The organism is Sulfitobacter sp. TCYB15, assembly GCF_040435955.1.
Taxonomy (GTDB): Bacteria; Pseudomonadota; Alphaproteobacteria; order Rhodobacterales; family Rhodobacteraceae; genus Sulfitobacter; species Sulfitobacter pontiacus.
In genome coordinates this window covers 266,465-283,271 of the sequence record NZ_CP159193.1, presented here as the reverse complement: position 1 = coordinate 283,271, position 16,807 = coordinate 266,465, and the positions used below count along the sequence as shown (strand labels likewise).

At 61.0% G+C, this 16,807-nt stretch carries 19 protein-coding genes; 4 read left to right on the top strand and 15 right to left on the bottom strand.

What is annotated here, in order from left to right; translation table 11 throughout:
- Positions 1 to 117: 117 nt before the first annotated feature.
- Genes lptB through pcaF form a run of 13 tightly spaced genes read right to left on the bottom strand, consistent with a single transcriptional unit; the run spans position 118 to position 11,286 of the window.
- Positions 118 to 876: an LPS export ABC transporter ATP-binding protein gene (gene lptB, locus ABM428_RS01345; RefSeq protein ID WP_005850564.1), complete on the bottom strand. Its 759-nt coding sequence runs from the start codon at positions 874 to 876 to the stop codon at positions 118 to 120.
- Positions 876 to 1,370 carry an LptA/OstA family protein gene (locus tag ABM428_RS01340; RefSeq protein ID WP_005850563.1) on the bottom strand — a complete coding sequence of 165 codons (495 nt, stop codon included), beginning with the start codon at positions 1,368 to 1,370 and terminating at the stop codon, positions 876 to 878. The genes lptB and ABM428_RS01340 overlap by 1 nt, the downstream gene beginning before the upstream one ends.
- On the bottom strand, positions 1,367 to 1,975 hold the full coding sequence (gene lptC / locus ABM428_RS01335; protein WP_009825618.1) for an LPS export ABC transporter periplasmic protein LptC: 609 nt from the start codon (positions 1,973 to 1,975) through the stop codon (positions 1,367 to 1,369). The genes ABM428_RS01340 and lptC overlap by 4 nt, the downstream gene beginning before the upstream one ends.
- A 6-nt stretch (positions 1,976 to 1,981) precedes the next feature.
- Positions 1,982 to 2,944, bottom strand: a complete 963-nt coding sequence (locus ABM428_RS01330; protein WP_064217285.1) for an SIS domain-containing protein — start codon at positions 2,942 to 2,944, stop codon at positions 1,982 to 1,984.
- Complete coding sequence (locus tag ABM428_RS01325; RefSeq protein ID WP_005850559.1) at positions 2,941 to 3,555, bottom strand: ribonuclease D; 615 nt, start codon at positions 3,553 to 3,555, stop codon at positions 2,941 to 2,943. Before ABM428_RS01325 ends, ABM428_RS01330 begins: the two co-directional genes overlap by 4 nt.
- 55 nt (positions 3,556 to 3,610) lie before the next feature.
- Entirely contained in the window at positions 3,611 to 4,381 is a 771-nt protein-coding gene (locus tag ABM428_RS01320) for a PaaX family transcriptional regulator C-terminal domain-containing protein (RefSeq protein WP_353628078.1), read from the bottom strand.
- Positions 4,371 to 6,395: a phenylacetic acid degradation bifunctional protein PaaZ gene (gene paaZ, locus ABM428_RS01315; RefSeq protein WP_353628077.1), complete on the bottom strand. Its 2,025-nt coding sequence runs from the start codon at positions 6,393 to 6,395 to the stop codon at positions 4,371 to 4,373. The genes ABM428_RS01320 and paaZ overlap by 11 nt, the downstream gene beginning before the upstream one ends.
- A gap of 10 nt (positions 6,396 to 6,405) precedes the next feature.
- The gene (locus ABM428_RS01310; protein ID WP_132997598.1) at positions 6,406 to 7,470 is read right to left on the bottom strand and encodes a 2Fe-2S iron-sulfur cluster-binding protein; all 1,065 of its coding nucleotides are present in this window, start codon (positions 7,468 to 7,470) and stop codon (positions 6,406 to 6,408) included.
- A gap of 3 nt (positions 7,471 to 7,473) precedes the next feature.
- Entirely contained in the window at positions 7,474 to 7,941 is a 468-nt protein-coding gene (gene paaD / locus ABM428_RS01305) for a 1,2-phenylacetyl-CoA epoxidase subunit PaaD (protein ID WP_132997597.1), read from the bottom strand.
- A complete protein-coding gene (gene paaC / locus ABM428_RS01300; RefSeq protein ID WP_206338406.1) occupies positions 7,935 to 8,657 on the bottom strand; it encodes a 1,2-phenylacetyl-CoA epoxidase subunit PaaC in 723 nt (240 codons plus the stop codon). Before paaC ends, paaD begins: the two co-directional genes overlap by 7 nt.
- A 53-nt stretch (positions 8,658 to 8,710) precedes the next feature.
- Positions 8,711 to 9,055 carry a 1,2-phenylacetyl-CoA epoxidase subunit PaaB gene (gene paaB, locus ABM428_RS01295; protein WP_353628076.1) on the bottom strand — a complete coding sequence of 115 codons (345 nt, stop codon included), beginning with the start codon at positions 9,053 to 9,055 and terminating at the stop codon, positions 8,711 to 8,713.
- Between the two features lie 5 nt (positions 9,056 to 9,060).
- Positions 9,061 to 10,053: a 1,2-phenylacetyl-CoA epoxidase subunit PaaA gene (paaA, locus tag ABM428_RS01290; protein ID WP_037942555.1), complete on the bottom strand. Its 993-nt coding sequence runs from the start codon at positions 10,051 to 10,053 to the stop codon at positions 9,061 to 9,063.
- Between the two features lie 30 nt (positions 10,054 to 10,083).
- Complete coding sequence (gene pcaF / locus ABM428_RS01285; RefSeq protein ID WP_353628075.1) at positions 10,084 to 11,286, bottom strand: 3-oxoadipyl-CoA thiolase; 1,203 nt, start codon at positions 11,284 to 11,286, stop codon at positions 10,084 to 10,086.
- Positions 11,287 to 11,538: 252 nt separating this feature from the next.
- Here pcaF and serB point away from each other — a divergent pair, with 252 nt between their 5' ends.
- A complete protein-coding gene (serB, locus tag ABM428_RS01280; RefSeq protein WP_005850546.1) occupies positions 11,539 to 12,414 on the top strand; it encodes a phosphoserine phosphatase SerB in 876 nt (291 codons plus the stop codon).
- A gap of 62 nt (positions 12,415 to 12,476) precedes the next feature.
- Here the strand turns inward: serB and ABM428_RS01275 are convergent, their stop codons facing one another.
- Entirely contained in the window at positions 12,477 to 13,457 is a 981-nt protein-coding gene (locus tag ABM428_RS01275; protein ID WP_132997594.1) for an asparaginase, read from the bottom strand.
- Positions 13,458 to 13,636: 179 nt separating this feature from the next.
- Between ABM428_RS01275 and ABM428_RS01270 the strand changes: the two genes are divergently transcribed.
- From ABM428_RS01270 to ABM428_RS01260, 3 genes are all read left to right on the top strand, one after another.
- Positions 13,637 to 14,167, top strand: coding sequence for an invasion associated locus B family protein (locus ABM428_RS01270; RefSeq protein ID WP_005850544.1), 531 nt, complete (start codon positions 13,637 to 13,639; stop codon positions 14,165 to 14,167).
- Between the two features lie 192 nt (positions 14,168 to 14,359).
- Positions 14,360 to 15,535, top strand: a complete 1,176-nt coding sequence (rlmN, locus tag ABM428_RS01265; RefSeq protein ID WP_037942562.1) for a 23S rRNA (adenine(2503)-C(2))-methyltransferase RlmN — start codon at positions 14,360 to 14,362, stop codon at positions 15,533 to 15,535.
- Between the two features lie 190 nt (positions 15,536 to 15,725).
- A complete protein-coding gene (locus ABM428_RS01260) occupies positions 15,726 to 15,938 on the top strand; it encodes a hypothetical protein (RefSeq protein WP_005850541.1) in 213 nt (70 codons plus the stop codon).
- Positions 15,939 to 15,953: 15 nt separating this feature from the next.
- Here ABM428_RS01260 and ABM428_RS01255 read toward each other — a convergent pair whose 3' ends face one another.
- Positions 15,954 to 16,805, bottom strand: a complete 852-nt coding sequence (locus tag ABM428_RS01255) for a TIGR00730 family Rossman fold protein (protein ID WP_132997593.1) — start codon at positions 16,803 to 16,805, stop codon at positions 15,954 to 15,956.
- Positions 16,806 to 16,807 lie beyond the last annotated feature (2 nt).

The window sequence follows — 16,807 nt, the reverse complement described above, 5'->3', positions numbered from 1 at the left end:
AGCACAAACATGATACGCCGTCTCGCCATAGTCCTATTGAGCGCGTGATTGGGCCGCGTTGTCAAATGAATCCGGCGCATGGATGTGCGGAAACTAGCGCAATATGTCTGTAGTTGATTAGGAAATGCGGAAGTTATCGCCCAGGTAGACCCGGCGCACATTCTCGTTCTGCACGACCTCTTCGGGGGTGCCGGACATCAACACAGTACCTTCGTGCAAGATGTAAGCACGGTCCACAATATCCAATGTTTCCCGCACGTTATGGTCGGTGATCAGCACGCCGATGCCGCGCTTTTTCAGATCGGCAACCAGATGGCGGATGTCATCCACCGAAATCGGGTCCACGCCCGCAAAGGGCTCGTCGAGCAGCAGGTATTTGGGATCGGCCGCCAGACAACGTGCGATTTCCACGCGGCGACGCTCCCCACCTGACAGGGCCAAGGCCGGCGCACGGCGCAGGTGTTCGATGGAAAATTCCGACAGCAAGGCTTCAAGCCGTTCACGCCGCCCGCGCGCGTCAGAGATAGAGATATCCAGAATCGCCGAGATATTGTCTTGCACGCTCAGCCCGCGAAAGATGCTCATCTCTTGCGGGAGGTACCCGATGCCAAGCTGTGCGCGGCGATACATCGGCAGGGTGGTGACGTTCTTGCCATCAATCGTGACAGTGCCGCCTTCGGGCATGACCAGCCCGGCCACGGCGTAAAACGTGGTCGTCTTGCCGGAGCCGTTCGGCCCCAGCAGGGCAACAACCTCGCCCCGGTTCAGCTCCATCGAGAAGTCGCGGATCACAGTTTTCTTGCGGTAGGATTTACGCAGGTGTTCGATGCGCAGACCGCTTGCGCCATCCGTGACCGTCAAATTCGGGGAAGACATCAGTTGTTGCTGCCCGTTTGCAGGATCGTTTTCACGCGGCCGGACATCTGCGCCGTGCCGTCCGACAGCTTTACGCTCATGGTGTCAGAGCTGAGCGCATTGCGCCCTTGGGTCAGCAGCACGTTCCCCGACATCACGATCGTGCCCGTGTCGATGTCGTAATCCGCGCGCTCTGATTCGGCGGCGTCCTTGCCCGAGACAAGGGTCACACCGCCCGTCGCTTCAAGCCGCGCGATGCCTTCGGCCTCTGCCCGGTACACAACCAGAACGCGTGCGGCGGACAGGCGCATCTCGCCCTGACCGATCAGCACATTCCCAGTGAAAACAGCCGATCCATCCCCTTGATCGACTGAAAGATTGTCGGCGGTCACCTCGACGGGCAGGCCGGTATCCTGACGGATCGACCCAAAGGCCACATTGGTCCCTTGTGCGGCGATTGGCATCGCGGAAAGGAGCAGGAAAACGGGCAGCAGTAGGTGTTTCACGTGCGTCACTCTGATTTGGATTTCGGTTTGTATATCAGCTTCACCCGGTTTGTGAAAACCAATTGGGGGGCGGTTTGTTCATCTGTTTGCGTTATCGACATGGCGCCGGCCTCAAGCGTACCACCTGGGGTAGTGCCGTGGACCGCGCCCGGCGACTGGATATTCAGCCCCGACAGGTCTGACGTGATCTTTTCGCTTTGCAGCCGGTATCCGGTCGAGGTCGTGAGGATCACCTTGCCCAGCAGATCGGCCACATCCTCGGCAATATCAAAATCGGCGAGATCCGATTGCAGGCGAAAGGTCGATCCCTCGGGGGTGTTGATCGTCGCACGCAGGTTTTCGGCGTGGTTCATGCCGGTCTGCCCGTCGGGGCGGGTGAGCACATCGGCATAGAACGACAGCTCGTCCCCCTCTGACGTTGCGCCGGTAAAGAAGGGGCCGGTGATCTGCTGGTCGCGCAGGCGATCTTGCACCTCTTTCTCGGCAAAGGGGATGGCCTGCCCGGGATCAATCGCGCGCGACAGCAGGAACAGGGTCGACAGCAGGCCAAGCGCTGCCAAGGGGAATAGCACCTTGAGCCAAGAGATCAGCCTTGTGTAACGGTCCCCCTGCATCGCGCCCTAGCCCAGACCGACGCGTAGGCAGTCGTGGATATGCAGCAGACCTGCGGGGACGTCCCCTTGGGCGGGGTCCAGCACCAGCAGACAGGTGATCTTGCGGGCGTTCATGATGCCCACGGCCTTTTCCGCCAGCGCGTCGGGTGCGACGGTGACAGGGGTCGGCGTCATGACCTCGCGCGCGGTTTTGGACATCAGCCCGTCCAGGTGACGCCCCAAATCGCCGCTGGTGATGATACCGGCCAGCGCGCCGTTGCTGTCGGTGACAATCACCACGCCAAAGGATTTACTGCTCATCGCCATCAGCGCGTCGGACATCGGGGCATCGACCTGCACCAGCGGAAGCGCATCGCCCGTGTGCATCAGATCAGCGACGCGGCTAAGCCGTGCGCCAAGTTTGCCACCGGGGTGGAATTCGCGGAAATGTTCGGCGGTGAAGGCGCGGTTTTCCATCAGGGCAATCGCCACAGCATCCCCCATCGCCAGTGTCATCGTGGTCGATGTCGACGGCACCACGCCGGTCCCGCAGGCCTCTGCCAATTGCGGCAGTTCCAGCACCACGTCGCATTGCGCGCCAAGGCTGCTTTGCGCGCGGCTGGTGATGCCGATCAGCGGGATGGAAAAGCGCCGCGAATAGGCGATCAGATTGGCCAGCTCCGGCGCTTCGCCCGAGTTCGAGATCGCAAGCACCACATCATCGCCAGTGATCATCCCCAGATCGCCGTGGCTTGCCTCGGCAGGGTGGACGAACTGCGCGGGCGTGCCCGTGCTTGCCAGCGTTGCGGCGATCTTTTTGGCGATATGGCCGGATTTGCCGATGCCGGTGACAATCACCCGCCCACGGGTCGCGACCAGCAGGTCGATGGCCTGACGAAAACGGTCGTCCAGACTGTCGGCCAGTTGTTCAAGCGCTTGGGCTTCGGTGCGGATGACGCGGCGGGCGGTATCTAGGAAAGGTGTGGTCATGCGTGTGCAAAAATATCCGTTTCGGGCCAGCCGTCCAAATCGAGTTGGGCACGGGTTGGCAAAAATTCAAAACACGCTTGTGCGAGCTCGATGCGTCCTTCGCGGATCAACATCTGGTTCAACACGTCCCGCAGCTTGTGCAGGTGCAGCACGTCCGAGGCGGCATAGTCGATCTGCGCTTTGGTCAGCGTCTCGGCACCCCAATCGCTGGATTGCTGCTGTTTGGAGATATCGACGCTCAGCAGTTCTTGGCAGAGTTTGGCAAGCCCGTGGCGGTCGGTATAGGTGCGCACAAGGCGGCTGGCGATCTTGGTGCAATAGACCGGCGCGGCCTTGGCCCCAAAGGTGTTCAGCAAAGCCGCGATGTCAAACCGGCCATAGTGGAACAGCTTGAGCACATGCGGGTCTTCGAGCAGGGCACAAAGATTAGGGGCCTCGGTCTGGCCCTTGGCGATCTGGACCAGATGCGCGTTCCCGTCACCGCCGGACAGCTGCACGACACACAGCCGATCACGGTGCGGATGCAGCCCCATGGTTTCGCAATCGATCGCGACCATCGGTCCAAGGTTCAGCCCGTCGGGCAGGTCATTTTGGTAAACTGTATTTGTCATGCCCTCCCTATATCCCGACGGCGCGCGTTGGGAAAGCATCGCTTTCTGCGCGGCCTCAGGCGGTGGCGATTTCCGGCAGGTCAGGGCGTGGGTAGGCCGCGAGCAGAGCAGCAACCCTTTGATGCGCGACCAGACCGGCCCAATCATCGCGGATCAGCGGACGCGGCAGCGCGGGGTGCTTCAGCGCAAGGCGGCGCCAATTATGCACGATCAGGCAGCGTAGGGTCGCAATTTGCAACGGCGTCAGCGTGTCGGCACCGGCAAGGTCGCGCGCGACATGGTGCAAGGCGTCTGACAGCTGCGCATAGCTTTCGGCAAGGGAGGCAGGCTCTAGCTGGCGTTTCATCCAGTCGGGGGCAGCCTGACCGGGCAGCGTGGCCGCGTCTTTGGGCACAGGTAGGCCGGCACCCCCGACATAAAGGCGCGGCATCAACGTGGTGAATCCCGCCTTTTCCAGCGCGCCGGTCTCGGCGTCATCGGTCACGATCATTTGCCAGTGCTCCGGCAGATCGTTCGGGGTGGCGTAGATCCGGCCACTGGCCGCCTGACTTTGGGCGCGGCCTTGGGGTGTCAGGCTGTGATGGCTGATCCGCCCGTGTTTCTCGGACGCGATCCATTTGTCCTTGCGCAAACGATGCAGAGCCACGCGCGCGGCCTCGGGACGGACGTCCATCGCCGACATGATCGCCGACAGCACCGGCCCGCCGATGATCTGCCCTTCCTGTCGGGCCAGATCACCAAAGAGACTGATCATCAAAGACCAGACGCGCTGGCCGCCAAGGTCTTTCAGGGGGGCGATCGCAAGGTCAAAGTCGTCAATAGGCATTCATCGTCAGCAATTCATACTCGGCCACGGCGGCATCATCCTGATTGGTCAGGGTCACGTGCCAGCGTACCTCACCGTATTCGACATTGCGAGGCGTCTTTGCCTTGACACTGAGCCGGACCTTGATGCTGTCGCCCGCCTGCACCGGTGCCATAAAGCGCAGGTTGTCCAGCCCGGTATTCGCCAGCACAGGGCCGGGGTCAGGCTGCACGAACAGCCCTGCGGCAAAGCTCAGCAGCAGATAGCCATGGGCAACACGGCCCGGAAAGAACGGGTTCGCCTTGGCGGCGGCGTCATCCATATGCGCGTAAAACGTATCACCGGTGAAATGAGCGAACGTCTCGATATCCTCCAGCGACACGGTGCGGCTGGCAGAATTGAAAGTCTCGCCCAAATCCAGCGCGCCAAAGCGGCGGGTGAACGGGTGGTCGCGGTCCGAAATCTCGGTCGCGCCGGGCACCCATTGCTTGCCGATGGCGGTCAGAATATCGGGGCTGCCCTGAATGGCGGTGCGCTGCATATAGTGCATGACGCCGCGCACGCCGCCCAGTTCCTCGCCGCCGCCTGCACGCCCCGGACCCCCGTGGACCATATGGGGCAGGGGGGCACCGTGGCCCGTCGCCTCGGCCATCGAGTCGCGGTTGTTGAAATAGAGCCGCCCGTGAAACGCGCCTGCGCCCATGACCATGTCGCGTGCGGTCTCGCCGTCGCGGGTGATGATGGAGGCGACCAGTGACCCTTTGCCTTTGTTCAGCAGCGCGATGGCGTGATCGGTGTCGCGGTAAGGCATGATGGTGGACACAGGGCCAAAAGCCTCGGTGTCGTGCACATGCGTGGCGGCATCGGGATCGGCGCAGTGGAACAGCATCGGCGGGACAAAGGCGCCTTTCTGCGCATCCGCACCTTCGACCGCAAAGGCATCGGGGTCGCCAAAGACACGCGTCGCCTCGGTCCCGATCAGGGCGGCTTTCTCCATCACATCACGGCGCTGCGATTGCGAAACAAGCGCGCCCATTTTCGTGCCTTCAAGACGGGGATCGCCGATGGTGACTTTGGCCAGCCGGTCCGACAGCGCGGCGATCAGCGCATCAACATGGGGTTGCGGTACCATGATCCGGCGGATGGCGGTGCATTTCTGCCCCGCCTTGGCCGTCATCTCGCGCTGGACCTCTTTCACAAACAGATCAAACTCGGGCGTGCCGGGGCCCGCATCAGACCCTAACACAGAGGCATTGAGGCTATCTTGTTCAGACGCGAACCGGACGGAGCGTTCGACCAACACAGGGTTGCTGCGCAGTTTCAGCGCGGTTTCGGCAGAGCCGGTAAAGCTAACTACATCCTGACAATCGAGGTGGTCCAGCATATCGCCCAAGCCCCCCGTCACCAACTGGATCGCGCCGTCTGGCAGAATACCGGATTGGATCATCAGGCGGAAACAGGCCTCGGTCACCTGACAGGTGGCGGTGGCGGGTTTGACGATGGCAGGCACCCCGGCCAGCAGCGTCGGGGCGAGCTTTTCCAACATGCCCCAAACGGGGAAGTTGAAAGCGTTGATATGAACCGCAACGCCCTGCAACGGCGTGCAGATGTGGCGGCCCATGAACTGACCCGCGCGGCCCAGCTGTTCGACGGGACCATCAAGATAGACCTGATCATCCGGCATCTCGCGGCGACCTTTGGCGGCGTAGACCTGCATCGTACCGATCCCGCCATCCACGTCGATCATGTGGTCAGCCTGCGTGCCACCTGTGTCGAACGACAGCTCGTACAGGCTCTGTTTATGGTCATTGAGGTAGAGCGCGACGGACTTGAGCATCCGGGCACGGTCGTGAAAAGTCAGCTTGCGCAGGGCAGGGCCGCCGATGTCACGGGCATAGGCCAGCATCGTCTGAACCTGCAGCGCGTCATTGCCGGCTTGGGCGATCACATCGCCGGTGATCGCACTTGCGATGTTGCGTGCACCGGCACCGGGGTTGATCCATTGTCCGGCGGCAAAGCTTTGGATATCGCGCATATTGGGCCCCTTAGTGATGGTCGTAGTCAATGAAAAGCGTGTCGCTCAGCGGATAGCTTTGGCAGCTCAGCCGGTATCCGCGTTCAACTTCGTAGTCCTCAAGCGCGTGGTTCGACAGCATCTCGACCTCGCCTTCGGTGACCTTGCACATGCAGGTCGAACAGACCCCCGCCTTGCAGGCAAAGGGCGCATCAAGGTTATTCTCTAGCGCGGCATCCAGCACCGACTGCCCCTTGGCCATGGTAAAGCTGTGCTGCGCGCCGTCGATTTTCACGGTCACCTGCGTTTGCGCCTGACCTTCGCTGCGCTTGGCCATTTCCTGTTTCGCCAGACGGCCCTGTTGGCTTTCGCTGAACAGTTCGAACTTGATTTGATCAGGCTCTAACCCGTGGGTTTTCAGCGCATCCGCGATGGCCAGCATCATCGGCTCCGGCCCGCAGATAAAGGCCATGTCCATGTCCGACACGTCGATCCAGGTCTTGAACAATTCGGCGCATTTATTCTGGTCTACACGGCCGGTGAACAGGTCGATGTCCTGGCCGCTTTCCAGCATGTGAATGACGCTCAACCGGCCCATATAGCGGTTCTTGAGATCCTCCAGCTCTTCGCGGAACATGATCGTGTTCACAGCGCGGTTGGCATAGACCAGCGTAAAGGTCGATTTGGGCTCGCGTTTCAGCACCGTCTTGAGGATCGACAGCACGGGCGTGATCCCCGACCCGCCGGCAAAGCCAAGGTAATTCCGCGCGCGATCAGGCTCTAACCCGGCGGAAAACGTGCCTTGGGGGGGCATGGCATGCAGCGTATCCCCGACCTTCAACACCTCGTTCGCAAAGGTAGAGAAGGCACCGCCATCGACCCGCTTGATCCCCACTTGCAACACGCCGTCATCCAGACCGGCGCAAATGGAATAGTTGCGGCGCAGCTCGGTCCCGTCGAAATCCTGTTTGAAGGTCAGATACTGACCCTGCTTGAAGGCAAATGCCTTTGGGTCTTCGGGCTGCAGGGTCAAGACCACCGCGTCGCGGATGGTGCGGTGAATATCAGTCACTAATAAGGGGAGGAATTGGCTCATGGGTCAGATACACTTAAAATAATCGAAGGGTTCCAGACAGTCGGTGCAGCGCCATTGCGCCTTGCAGGGTGTCGATCCGAACTGGCTGATCTTTTCCAGATGCGTCGATTGGCACCGGGGGCAGCGTTCGGGGCCACCTGCGGGTTGGGGCGGGGCGATGCCGTAGCTTTCCAGCTTGGCGCGGCCCGCGTCGGTCATCCAGTCAGAGGTCCAGGCAGGCGAAAGTTGCCGCTTTAGAGCCAGTTTTTCGATCCCGTGCCCGCGCAATGCCGCTTCGATATCAAGGTTGATGATCGTCGTGGCAGGGCAGCCGGAGTAGGTCGGCGTCACCGTGACCTCTAGCGTGTCACCCTGCCATTGCACATCGCGGATGATCCCCAGATCGGTCAGCGAGATTACCGGAATCTCGGGGTCCGGCACGGCGTGGAGCCAGCCCCAAACAGTCTCTAACGAGGGCTTTTCGACTACCATGTCGCATCCGGGTAGGCGCGTTGCAGCCATTGCATCTGCGTCAGCATATGCCCCAGATGTTCCGAATGGCGTTTACCGGATTTGCCGCCGCGATGGCCGAAATCGCTTTCGGGCCGTGTCAGCGTGGCGACGGTGAAGACATCGTTCACCAAAGTATCATAGGCGGCGCGCAGGGAGGCAGGATCGGGCGCGATGCCCGCTGCGATCATGGCCTCATCCACGGCGTCCGCGACGAACATTTCCCCGACATAGGGCCACAACAGGTCCAGCGCGTTCTGCATGCGGCGGTGGCTTTCCTCGGTGCCGTCGCCAAGGCCGATCACTGTGTCTGTCGCGCGCTCCAGATGGTAGGTCACCTCTTTGCTCGACTTTTCCGCGATGGCCGCGATCTGTGCATCGCTGCTTTCCATCAGGGCGGTCAGCTGCGACAGGTGCCATGCGTCAAACAGGAACTGGCGCATGATCGTCTGGCCGAAATCGCCGTTGGGCTGTTCGACCAACAACAGATTGCGGAAATCCCAGACGTCACGGTGAAAGGCAAGCCGATCCGCATCGCGACCGGCATCTTCGACCTTACCCGCCAGATCCAGCCAAAGCGTGGTCTGGCCGATCAGGTCCAGCGCGGTATTCGCCAGCGCGATGTCTTCCTCCAGCACGGGGGCGTGGCCGCACCATTCCGAGACGCGGTGCCCCAGAACAAGGGTGTTATCCCCCATCCGGCATAGAAATTCGAACAAATCACCTTTGTTAGGGTCTATATTTGCCGTGCTCACATCGCCCCCACTTCGTCTGGAATGTCAAAGAAGGTGGGGTGGCGGTAGACCTTGTCGTTGGCGGGCTCGTACAGCGGGCCTTTTCCCTCGGGCGAGGAGGCGGCGATATGGGCGGCCTCGACGACCCAGATGCTCACGCCTTCGTTGCGGCGCGTATAAACATCGCGGGCATTCTTGATCGCCATTTCGGCGTCAGCGGCGTGAAGCGAACCGACGTGGCGATGGCTCAGCCCGTGCTGGCCGCGAATGAAAATCTCGAACAGGGGCCATTCATCGGCGCGCGCCTTGCCGTGGTCGACCGCTTGGGTGCCGGGGTAGGGTTTTGCTTCTGGGCTGCTCATCTTGCTTACTCCGCTGCCAGTTTCGCGGCGCGTTTCTTCGCCGCATGTGCCATCAAACCGTCCCGCACCCACGCGCCGTCGTCCCACGCTTTGTTGCGCGCGGCGAGCCGTTCGGTATTGCAGGGGCCATTGCCCTTGAGCACGTCAAAGAATTCGTCCCAATCGGGCTGGGTAAAGTCGTAATGCCCGCGTTCCTCGTTCCATTTCAGATCGGGGTCGGGAACGCTGAGGCCCAGATATTCGGCCTGCGGGACACATTCATCGACGAACTTCTGACGCAGTTCGTCGTTGGAGTTCATCTTGATCTTCCACGCCATCGATTGCGCCGAATGGACAGAGTTTTCGTCCGACGGGCCAAACATCATCAGCGCGGGGCCCCAGAAGCGGTTCAGCGCGTCCTGCGCCATCTTGCGCTGCGCGTCTGTGCCCTTCGCCATCTTCATCATGATGTCGTAGCCCTGGCGCTGGTGGAACGATTCCTCTTTGCAGATACGCACCATCGCGCGGGCATAGGGACCGTAGGATGTGCGTTGCAACGGCACCTGATTCATGATCGCGGCCCCATCCACGAGCCAGCCGACAGCCCCCATATCGGCCCATGTTAGGGTCGGATAATTGAAGATAGAGCTGTATTTCATTTTGCCCGACAGAAGGTCGCGGGTCAGCTGGTCACGGCTGACCCCCAGTGTTTCGGCGGCGCAATAGAGATACAGACCGTGGCCTGCCTCGTCCTGCACCTTGGCGAGCAGGATCGCTTTGCGCTCCAGCGTCGGGGCGCGGGTGATCCAGTTGCCTTCTGGCAACTGGCCCACGATTTCCGAATGCGCGTGCTGGCCGATCTGCCGGATCAGGTTCTTGCGATACCCCTCCGGCATCCAGTCTTTCGGTTCGATTTTGCCGCCCGCATTTATCCGTTCCTGAAAGGCGCGTTCCTGCGGATCCATCTCTTCGAGAGATTTGACACCTTGGCCGGTGGATTTGATCATCTGTGCATACATCGTTCAGATCCTTTCAGGGGGATAATTGCGTTAAGCGCGTTCGAGGATGATGGCGACGCCTTGGCCGACGCCGACACACATGGTGCACAGCGCATAGCGGCCGCCTGTGCGTTTCAACTGCAAGGCTGCGGTCATGACCAGACGGGCACCGGACATCCCCAGCGGGTGACCGATGGCAATCGCGCCGCCGTTGGCATTCACATGAGGCGCATCATCCGCCACGCCAAGCGCGCGCAATGTGGCGATCCCTTGCGACGCGAATGCTTCGTTCAGTTCAATCACATCCATCTGGTCGATGGTCAGACCTGCGCGGGCCAGAACTTTCTGGCTGGCAGGAACAGGGCCGATGCCCATGATGCGCGGTTCAACACCGGCGGCAGAGATACCGACAACGCGTGCAATCGGGGTCAGCCCGTGCTGCGACGCCGCCGCCTCAGAGGCCATCAGCATCGCCGCCGCGCCGTCGTTGACGCCAGAGGCATTGCCCGCAGTCACGGTCAGGTCGGGGCCGTTGATCGGGCGCAGCTTGGTCAGCGCGTCAATCGTGGTCCCGGGGCGGGGGTGTTCGTCGCGGTCAAAGACAATCGGGTCGCCCTTGCGCTGCGGGATCGACACGGGGGTGATCTCATCGGCGAAAACACCGGCCTTGTCCGCCGCTTCCCAGCGGTCCTGACTGCGCTTGGCAAAGGCGTCCTGATCTTCGCGGCTGATATCATAATCCGTAGCCACGTTATCGCCGGTTTCGGGCATGGATTCGACGCCGTATTGCGCCTTCATCTTGGGGTTCACAAAGCGCCAGCCAATGGTGGTATCATAGACAGCGTTGTTGCGCGAGAAGGCGGTTTCCGCCTTGGGCATCACGAAAGGTGCGCGAGTCATGCTTTCGACACCGCCGGCAATCGCCAGATCCATGTCGCCGGCCTTGATCGCACGGGCCGCGACGCCGACCGCATCCATGCCAGAGGCACACAGACGGTTGATCGTTGCACCGGGCACATCGACCGGCAGGCCGGCCAGCAGGGCCGCCATACGGGCCACGTTACGGTTGTCTTCGCCGGCCTGGTTGGCACAGCCAAAGATCACGTCATCGATTTTGGACCAATCCAGATCCGGATTGCGGGCCATCAGTGCGGCAATCGGTGCCGCTGCCAGATCATCGGCGCGGACCGATGACAATGCACCGCCAAAGCGGCCGATGGGTGTGCGCTGCGCGTCACAAATAAAAGCGTCCATGAAAGTCTCCCTTGGTTGACGAGCGTAGGGATAGTCGCGATTCGACGCAACTTAAATGTTACCTGACATTTTTCAGTTTACATATTTTGTAACATAATGGCGGGCAGGATAACGCGCAAGGCGGTCTGTTCGGGCCGCTTGGGCAAGGCGCGCAACCTTCCCCCGCAGGAGCGCTGGAACAGGGGTGGAAACCCCGTTAAAACAATGCGCAAGATGCGCCCCAGACTGATTTGACCCGAACGGACCTGACCCATGCATAGTGTGACCCTTCTAACCTCTCCTCAACGCCCGCAGCTTGAGGCGTCTCTGGTCGATGCCGTGCGCAACGCATGGGGCGGCGGGGATGCGGTCTGGCTTGCTCCGGATGAGGCGGCGGGCTTTGACATGAAGCGGATGCCGGGCAATCGCTGGGATGTCTGGGCCGAATGTCAGGGGATGGGGGTCGATCTGGTGATCACCCCGTCGGAAGGCCGCCGCAAGAAGATGCTGCTGGCGGATATGGACAGCACCATGATCCAGCAGGAGTGTATCGACGAGCTGGCAGATGAGGCCGGGGTCGGGGACCGCGTCAAAGATATCACCGCCCGCGCCATGAACGGAGAGCTTGATTTCAACGCCGCCCTGCGCGAACGGGTTGGTCTGTTGAAGGGGTTGGACGAGGCGGTGATCACCCGCGTGCTGGCCGAACGGATTACCCATATGCCCGGCGGCAAGACCCTGATCGCCACGATGAAGGCAAATGGGGCCTATGCGGCGCTTGTGTCGGGCGGTTTCACGGCATTCACCGCCGCGGTGGCAGAGGCGCTTGGCTTTGACGAGAACCGCGCGAATACGCTGATCGCATCGGATGGCGTGCTGACGGGCGACGTCGGCGTGCCGATCCTGGGCAAACAGGCCAAGGTCGATGCGCTGGAACAGATCACCGCGCGGCTGGGGCTGTCAGAGGACGACGTGATTGCCGTGGGCGACGGGGCAAACGATCTGGGCATGCTGGCGCGCGCGGGCATGGGCGTGGCGCTGCACGCCAAGCCCGCCGTGGCGGCGGAATGTGACGTGCGGATCAACTTTGGCGATCTGACGGCGCTGCTTTATGTGCAGGGGTACGCCAAGGACGAATTCGTCATCTAGGCGCGCAAGCTGCATGGGGCGCTGCCCCATACCCCGGGATTTTTAACCATTTGGAAGCGACGTTACGCAAAGCCGGCGGCAGGTTTGAGCGTGCCCGTAATGATGCCGCGCCGGTTTTCTATCGGGGCATTGCGGTATTTCAATGCTTCGGGGTGGTTCGGGTCGAGCGCGCCGAGTTTGACCAGGATCGAGGTGATCGCGCATTCGGCCGCGCGTTTGGTGCCACAGGCCGCCTTGAGAGCCACGCCGATGTTCTGATCCGGCAGGATTGCGATGAAGAACCCCTCGGCCCCGGTTTTGAGCGCGACCTTGCCGTTCATCGCGCGCATCAGATTGGTGCAGGCGCGGGTCTCGCCGGCGACAAGGTCGGGGTGCAGGCGCATGGCCTGATGCAGCCGCGCCTCGGCCGACCCATCGGGAGCAGCGGCGAAATGCGCCATGGCGCGGGCCATACCATGTAGCGTAGTTGCAAAATTCGGGACAGAGCAGCCGTCGATCCCGAAGCCGGGCGAGGTGGTGCCGGTCACACGCTCGAACGCCTCGAGACAGGCGCGTTGCACCGGGTGGTCCGGCTTTTCGTAATCCGCGCCGCCGCCCATATGGGCGTTGACCGACAAGAAGCCTGCGTGTTTGCCGGAACATTCATGGTGGATCTGGCAAGGCTGGGTGTCAGAACACACCAGTGCATTGCGCGCGGCCTCGTCACCGGGAACTGCCGTGCCGCAGCGAAAGGCGCTGTCGTCCAGCCCCAACGTCTTGAGCCAGTCAGAGATGATGCCCACATGCAAATCCGCCGCCTGATGGGACGCGCAGGCCAGCGCCAGATGTTGGGGCCCAAGGCCATAGGCATCGGCGGCACCGGACTGGATCAGGGGCAGCGCCTGGATCATCTTGGCAGAGGAGCGCGGCAGGATCACCGCATCGGGATCGCCCCAAGCCTGCAGGATCTGACCGCTGCTGTCACAGACCACCGCATGACCCGAATGCACGCTTTCCAGAAACGGACCACGCCAGATTTCAGCAAAGGGGGCTGCTTGGGTCATGAATTATCCTTTTCGTTGGCGAATTCCTGCCAATCAGGGTTTCGTGTGTCGCCTGTTTGCCGTTATTATGCTTGTTGACGAGAGAAATACAGTTCCTTTGATCAAGAGCGCCTCCCGAAGGGCTGCCATTGGGGAATTGTTGTGATGTTGAGGTTAATGGCGGCTGGAGGCCCAGGTAGATGATGAACTTTAGGACGATTGGTTTTGCGGCGGCGCTGGCGGGTCTGAGCGCAGGCAGCGTTTTCGCGCAAGCGCAAAGCACGAACCGCGTGGCAGCAGAGACGGACTGGAGCGTATTCGTCGAAGACAACCCGACCGAATGCTGGGGCGTGTCCACGCCGAAAGAATCCGTAAACTCCCGTGATGGCCGCGTTGTGGCGGTGAACCGTGGCCAGACCCTGCTGATGGTCTTTTACCGTCCAAGCGCGGGGGCCAAGGGGCAGGTGGCCTTTACCGGCGGCTATCCCTTTGCTTCGGGGTCGACTGTCAACATGAACATCGGCGGCACCACGTTCGAGCTGTTCACCGAAGGCGAATGGGCCTGGCCTGCGACCACCGAGGACGACAACAAGATCATCGCCGCGATGAAACGTGGCGCGGATGCAAAGCTGACGGGCCGTTCCGGGCGTGGGACGCAGACCGAGGACACGTTCTCGCTTCTGGGGTTCACGGCTGCGGTTGAAGATGCGGCCAAACGCTGCGGCGGCTAGGTTTTTCCGCCTGAACTGATCGCAAAGCCCTGCCATTGGCGGGGCTTTTTCACACCAAGGGTTAGGTCGATAAAGCGGCCATGACGGGCGAAGCTATGCACTCAGCCCGGCCCAGCAATGCGGCGTTTCCTTTTGATTTAGGGAAAAATCCCTATATAGAGCGCTCAAACCCCTGCACACCGGAGAATCCCCATGTCTGCGACCGCGCCGATCACTCAAGATGTCATGACCATTCCGCGTAAGCAGGCGGAGGGGCCGGTGAACCTTGTCGGGTTGACCCGTGATGCCATGCGCGCCGCGTTGATCGCAGAAGGCACGCCTGAGAAACAGGCGAAGATGCGTGTGGGGCAGATCTGGCAGTGGATCTATCAATGGGGCACCCGCGATTTTGCCGATATGACCAACCTGTCGAAAGCCTTCCGTGCCGAGCTGGCCGAGAAGTTTGTGATCGAGGTGCCCGAGGTCGTGACCAAGCAGGTGTCCGAAGACGGCACGCGCAAATATCTGGTGCGCATCGCGGGCGGTCATGAGGTCGAGGTGGTGTATATCCCCGAAGAGGGGCGCGGCACCTTGTGCGTCAGCTCTCAGGTCGGCTGCACGTTGACCTGTTCCTTTTGTCATACCGGCACGCAAAAGCTGGTGCGCAACCTGACCGCGGCCGAGATTATCGGGCAGGTGATGGTGGCGCGGGATGATCTGGGCGAATGGCCCGTGCCCGGTACGCTGACCGATGCGCCGCGGCTGTTGTCCAACATCGTGCTGATGGGCATGGGCGAGCCGTTGTATAACTTTGAAAACGTGCGCGACGCGATGAAGATCGCGATGGACCCCGAGGGGATCCAGCTGTCGCGCCGCCGGATCACCTTGTCGACCTCCGGTGTTGTGCCGGAGATCGCGCGCACCGCCGAAGAGATTGGCTGCCAACTGGCTGTATCCTTCCACGCTACCACGGACGAGGTGCGCAACAAGTTGGTGCCGATCAACAAACGCTGGAACATCGCCGAGCTGATCGAGGCGCTGCGGGCCTACCCCAAGGTCAGCAACTCCGAACGGATCACGTTCGAATATGTCATGCTGGATGGTGTGAACGATTCAGACGCCGATGCGCATCGTCTGATTGAATTGATCCGCGGTATCCCCGCCAAGATCAACCTGATCCCGTTCAACGAATGGCCCGGCGCGCCGTATAAGCGGTCGTCGAACAACCGCATTCGCGCGTTCTCCGAGATCGTGTATCAGGCAGGCTATGCCTCGCCCGTGCGTAAACCGCGGGGTGAAGATATCATGGCGGCCTGCGGTCAGTTGAAATCCGCGACAGAGCGCGAACGCAAGTCCCGCAAGCAGATCGAGGCTGACGCGGGGATGTAACCGCCCTCAATTCAACGTGAAATCCACGATGCAGCCGTCCCGATTGGGGCGGCTGTTTGCATTTGAAGGGGTTTGATTGCGGCGGGGTCACCCTGAAATGACCTTGGGCCCGCCACATTTAAGCAGAAATTAAGTCATGATCGCCCAGAATATTGTTTCCATCGACAACACAATCAGGAGCGATACTGCGATGACTGTTATTATCAAGAACGACGCCTTTATCACTGCCGATGTACTGGCGCTTGTGACCCGCGAACGCGAAAGCGCCTTGTCCTACCGCGAATGGAAACATCGTCTGGCCGGGTATGGCTATGGGGTACGTGATACGGACCACGGGTCCGTTCTGGAAACGCTGCCGCATCACGTAGAGGTCTGTGTGCTTCCGGCCGATCTTTGCGCCTGATCTGACCGGAACCTTTTATTTTGAACGCCCGGGGATTTCCTCTCGGGCGGGGGCTGTATCCCAGTTTTCGATCAGCTTCATCGCCTCGTCGGCGGTTTCAACGAATTGGAACAGGTCCAGATCCTGATCAGAGATCGTGCCCGCGTCTGCCAGCGCGTCCCAGTTGATGATCTTTTCCCAGAAGGTACGGCCGAACAGCAGGAACGGCACGCGGCTCATCCGGCCTGTCTGGATCAGGGTCAGCGTCTCGAACATCTCGTCCAGCGTGCCAAAGCCGCCGGGGAAGACACAGATCGCCCGCGCGCGCATCAGGAAATGCATCTTGCGGATCGCGAAGTAGTGAAAGTTAAAGCACAGCTCCGGTGTGACATATTCATTCGGGGCCTGTTCGAAGGGTAGAACGATGTTCAGCCCGATAGATTGCCCGCCGGCGTCGACGGCACCGCGATTGCCTGCCTCCATCACGCCGGGGCCACCGCCAGTGACGATCACGTTGTCTTGCCCGTCACTCTCCATCGATTTCAGCGTCATCAGCCGTGCGAATTCGCGGGCCTCGTCATAGAAATGGGACAGATCGGCCAGTGTCTTGGTGCGGGCCTTGTCTTTATGGGCAGGGGCGGGAATACGCGCGCCGCCGAACAGGACGATGGTGGATTTCACACCATGGGCGTCCAGCTCCATCTCGGGCTTGAGCAATTCCAGTTGCAGCCGGACGGGGCGCAGCTCCTGACGGCACATGAAGTCGTCATCGGTAAAGGCCAGCCGGTATGCCGGGGCGCGCGTTTGCGGCGTGTCGGGTACATCCTGCGCGGTGGCGCGGTCGTCGCCGGCCTTGCGCAAGGGGTGGCGTTTGGATTCGGTCATCATAC

Bases quoted from the DNA above. Each gene is read 5' to 3' on its own strand.
- ABM428_RS01255 (WP_132997593.1), bottom strand. From the start codon at position 16,805: ATGATGACCGAATCCAAACGCCACCCCTTGCGCAAGGCCGGCGACGAC.
- ABM428_RS01310 (WP_132997598.1), bottom strand. From the start codon at position 7,470: ATGAGCCAATTCCTCCCCTTATTAGTGACTGATATTCACCGCACCATC.
- paaC (WP_206338406.1), bottom strand. From the start codon at position 8,657: ATGGGGGATAACACCCTTGTTCTGGGGCACCGCGTCTCGGAATGGTGC.
- paaZ (WP_353628077.1), bottom strand. From the start codon at position 6,395: ATGCGCGATATCCAAAGCTTTGCCGCCGGACAATGGATCAACCCCGGT.
- ABM428_RS01270 (WP_005850544.1), top strand. From the start codon at position 13,637: ATGATGAACTTTAGGACGATTGGTTTTGCGGCGGCGCTGGCGGGTCTG.
- ABM428_RS01325 (WP_005850559.1), bottom strand. From the start codon at position 3,555: ATGACAAATACAGTTTACCAAAATGACCTGCCCGACGGGCTGAACCTT.
- paaB (WP_353628076.1), bottom strand. From the start codon at position 9,055: ATGAGCAGCCCAGAAGCAAAACCCTACCCCGGCACCCAAGCGGTCGAC.
- lptC (WP_009825618.1), bottom strand. From the start codon at position 1,975: ATGCAGGGGGACCGTTACACAAGGCTGATCTCTTGGCTCAAGGTGCTA.
- ABM428_RS01320 (WP_353628078.1), bottom strand. From the start codon at position 4,381: ATGCCTATTGACGACTTTGACCTTGCGATCGCCCCCCTGAAAGACCTT.
- rlmN (WP_037942562.1), top strand. From the start codon at position 14,360: ATGTCTGCGACCGCGCCGATCACTCAAGATGTCATGACCATTCCGCGT.
- ABM428_RS01260 (WP_005850541.1), top strand. From the start codon at position 15,726: ATGACTGTTATTATCAAGAACGACGCCTTTATCACTGCCGATGTACTG.
- pcaF (WP_353628075.1), bottom strand. From the start codon at position 11,286: ATGGACGCTTTTATTTGTGACGCGCAGCGCACACCCATCGGCCGCTTT.
- ABM428_RS01275 (WP_132997594.1), bottom strand. From the start codon at position 13,457: ATGACCCAAGCAGCCCCCTTTGCTGAAATCTGGCGTGGTCCGTTTCTG.
- lptB (WP_005850564.1), bottom strand. From the start codon at position 876: ATGTCTTCCCCGAATTTGACGGTCACGGATGGCGCAAGCGGTCTGCGC.
- ABM428_RS01330 (WP_064217285.1), bottom strand. From the start codon at position 2,944: ATGACCACACCTTTCCTAGATACCGCCCGCCGCGTCATCCGCACCGAA.
- serB (WP_005850546.1), top strand. From the start codon at position 11,539: ATGCATAGTGTGACCCTTCTAACCTCTCCTCAACGCCCGCAGCTTGAG.
- paaD (WP_132997597.1), bottom strand. From the start codon at position 7,941: ATGGTAGTCGAAAAGCCCTCGTTAGAGACTGTTTGGGGCTGGCTCCAC.
- paaA (WP_037942555.1), bottom strand. From the start codon at position 10,053: ATGTATGCACAGATGATCAAATCCACCGGCCAAGGTGTCAAATCTCTC.